The organism is Pseudomonas protegens (assembly GCF_003732485.1).
GTDB lineage: Bacteria > Pseudomonadota > Gammaproteobacteria > Pseudomonadales > Pseudomonadaceae > Aquipseudomonas > Aquipseudomonas protegens_B.
The window spans coordinates 168,227-171,849 of sequence record NZ_MOAK01000092.1; the positions used below are offsets into that span (position 1 = coordinate 168,227).

Below are 3,623 nucleotides of genomic sequence, written 5' to 3' on the forward strand. Positions count from 1 at the left end.
TTGAGGTCTCAACGCGACAGCATGAAGGTCTCGTATTCCAGGTCATCCAGCGCCGTGGACAGCCGCGCCAGCCCCAGCAATACGCAGATCAGCAGCGACAGGGTAAAGCCATAACCGAAGTAGCTCGGCCCCAGGTGCAGGCTGAGCAGGGTCAACGCGGCGTTGAGGGCGACGAAGAACAGGCACAGCTCCAGCACGATCGCTCGTTTGTCGAGGTAGAAAAACACGTTGAGGATCGCCATGAACACCACCTGGATGCTCACCCCGATCAGGTCGATGTAGAACAGCGGCAGGTAGTAGCTGGACATCCCCAGCCACTCCAGCAGGCGCGGACCGAAGAGAAACAGCAGCACCACCGTCAGTCCCTGGACCTTGCAGATTTCCAGCAGGCCCTGGCGGATCGAGAAGGTCATCTCGGCTTTCAGCGAGCCGATATGCTGCAGGGTCTCGCCATCGCGCACCGCGCGGAACAGCCGGTCGTACCACTCGGCGAAGTCGGTTTCGATCCTGACCAGAAACACCGCCATGCCGGGAATGATCGCCAGGTAGGCGAGGAAGATCGGCAAGTCGTAGAGAATCGAGGCGCGCATAGGCCCGATCACCTGGCTCGAGGTGTCCGGGTTGAACCAGAAGATGAACTTGTCGATCCAGATGCCCAGGTTGTAGCAGAACCCGGTCAACAGCAGGCTGAGGAACACCTGGCGACGGTCGAGGAAGTCGAAGGCCACCAGCTTTTCCGCCCGGTACTCGCGCAGGATGTCGTAGAGAAACAGGAACAACAGCGAGCTGTGCCCCAGCAGCAATGCGAGCAACAGCCCTTCCATGCCCATGTGCCGGAGGAAGAAGGCGCTGCCGACCATCAGTCCATAGCCCACCAGCATCACCAGCAGGATGCGGTTATAGGCCTTCATCCCCGAGAGAAAGATGATCACCAGCCACAGGTTGCACAGCACCACGAAGTTGGCCAGGGTCAGCAGGCGGTAGATCAGCGGCTGATCGAACAAGGTGGTCAACAGGAGGATGCCCAGCACCCCGGAGCCCAGGGTCACCAGCAGTAGCACTCCGATCAGGTTCGGCAGGATCTGCTCGTACTTGCGCTCGAACAGGCGGTCGGAGACAAAACGGGTGAAGAACAGCTGCAAACCGCCGGTGAGGATCAGCGACGTGGCCATCAGGTAGGTCACGGTGATCAGGAACTGGCGGATCAGCACCTCCGGGATCACCAGCCCCAGGCTGATGACCCCCACCAGCATCACGCTGAGAATCGACAGCACCCAGGGCCCGGAGCTGATCAGGCCGGCATAGACATAGGCGTGCAGCGTCGCCGTGTAGGAGTCGCGCGAGAGGATCTTGCGCAGTTCGAAACCGATGCCGGCCATTTACACAGCCTCCTTGTGTGCGGTGCCCATGGCCGTCTGATACAGCGCGCGATAGCGTTCGATCATCAGGGTTTCGCTGTAGTAACGATGCACCCGCAACAAGCCGGCGGCCTGGGCGGACTTCCAGCGCTCGGGGCTGCGCAGCAGATCGATGATCGCCTGGGACGTGGCCTGGGGATCGGCGATGGCCACCACCTCCCCGGCCAGCCCCAGATCGCGGTCGGCCGCCTCGCCGCCCTCGATCAGCTCACGGCAGGAGCCCACGTCGCTGCTCACCACCGGCGTACCGGCGGCCCAGGCTTCGAGAATCACCAGGGGCTGGGCCTCGCTGATGGAGGTCAGCACCATCAGGCCCAGTTGCGGCAGGATGTCCTGGATCTTCTGGAACCCGAGGAACAGCACCTTGCGCTCCAGCCCGAGACTGGCCACCAGGCTGCGACACTCGGCGACGTATTCGGGGTCTTCCTCTTCCGGCCCGACGATCCAGCCTTCGACCTCGGGCATGACACTGACCACCCCGCGCATGGCCCGCAGGAAGGTCTTCACGTCCTTGATCGGCACTACCCGGCCGATCAGCCCGACCACCGGGGCGATGCCCTCGGCCCGGGACTCAAGGGCCTGGGTCCAGACGTTCAGGTCGATGCCGTTGGGAATCACCTGGGTGCGCTCGGCCGGAGCACCGTCCTTGATCTGGCGCTGGCGGTTGCCGTCGTACAGGGCAATGATCTGGTCGGCGCTCTCATAGACCAGATGCCCGATGCGCTCGAAAAAGCGCACCCAGAGCATGCGGATGTAACCGGAGCCGGTGTCCATGCTGTCGTTGAGCGCCTGGTTGCTGCTTTCGGCGATCCAGCTGGCCTGAGCCAGGTCGATCTTGCGCTCCTTGGTGTAAATCCCATGTTCGCTGAGCAGCAACTGGCAGCCCCACAGTTGCTTGAGAATGCAGCCCACCAGCCCGGCATAACCGGTTGAAATCGAGTGCAGGACCCGGGCCCGCGGCATACGGCGGGCGGCGTCAGCCAGCATCAGCAAAGGCGACTGCATGGTGCGCAGGGTCCAGAAATAGTTGACGAAGGACGGATCGGCACAGTGCTGTTCGTAACCTTCGGTCAGCGCCTCCCAACTGGGGCGACTGTAGAGCACGTCATCCAGGGTGATACGTGCCTGGGCCAGGGAATCGAGCACGCCAATGCCCAGCTCGGCGGCCGGTTTCTCCGGGTTGTGCAGGTAACGGTACAGGTTGCTCAACTCGTCCAGGGACGCGTTGTGGGCAACTCGCTTGTGCTTGGGATTGCGCCAGGCCTCCTCCAGATACACTTCTTCGATGTGCACCACGTTGGCCGGGATCGCATAGCGACGCTGGCCGTAGGCTTCGCGCTGGCCACCAATGAACAGCACGGAAAAGGTCAGTTGCGGCAGTCCGAGGATCATCTGGTGAATCCAGCTGGACACACCGCCGCGCACATAAGGCCAGGTGCCCTCGAGCAGCAGGCAGACATCGGCAATGGGCGTTGGGTTGACGGCGGTTTTCATGTCCAGGTCCTTACCAGCCCGGCAAAGGGCGGACGTTGTTGCATCTGCGGCGGCAAGCTTTTCAACAGCGCGGGAATCTCTGCATAGTTTCCGGTTTCAAAGGCGATCTCGGCACGGAACGGCAAGACCTTGGCCGGGTCCATGCCCGCTTCCTGGGCCTGGTGCATATGCAGTCGCGCCTTGCCGATGTCGCCACGTTCAAGGGCAATACGCCCGGCCAGCAACAGCAACTCGCCGCCCTCTCCCGCCTCCAGCGCCAGCTCGGCGTGCTCGCCGGCTTGCCCCAGCACATGCTGCTGGACGCTGCCCTGGGCCAGGCCCAGGTAGGCCAGTTCCCAGTACCAGCGCGCCAGAGTGGCATGCAAGGCACCGGCCTTCTTGGGCGCGGCACCGGGCAACTGTTCGAGGGACGTCTGGATGCGCTGGTTGATGTCGGTTTCCTGCTTGTCGAGCATCGAATACGCCAGCAGGCGCACATCGTCGCTGGGATCGCCCAGGGCCAGCTTGAGGATCGGCACCGCTTCCTTGCCCGGCATCTTGCGGGTGGCGAGCAGCGCCGCCAGGCGCTGGTCGGGGTCCGGGGCGTGGCGCAGCACGTCCTGCAAGCCGCTGTCGCCGAAGGTCGGCGAATGCAGATGGGACTGGGCGCGAAACGGCAGGGCAGGAATGCCAACCGCCTGCCACATCTGCGTCTCACGCTTGCGCGGCAGG

General features: G+C 63.2%; 3 protein-coding genes. All 3 read right to left on the reverse strand.

Annotated features, from left to right (window positions below; genetic code table 11):
• Window positions 1-8: 8 nt before the first annotated feature.
• Window positions 9-1,379, reverse strand: a complete 1,371-nt coding sequence (gene pelG, locus BLX41_RS32825; protein WP_123728215.1) for an exopolysaccharide Pel transporter PelG — start codon at window positions 1,377-1,379, stop codon at window positions 9-11.
• On the reverse strand, window positions 1,380-2,912 hold the full coding sequence (gene pelF / locus BLX41_RS32830) for a GT4 family glycosyltransferase PelF (RefSeq protein WP_123728216.1): 1,533 nt from the start codon (window positions 2,910-2,912) through the stop codon (window positions 1,380-1,382).
• The coding region (locus tag BLX41_RS32835; protein WP_259745515.1) for a HEAT repeat domain-containing protein at window positions 2,909-3,623 on the reverse strand (715 nt) is incomplete at its 5' end. The genes BLX41_RS32835 and pelF, both read right to left, overlap by 4 nt.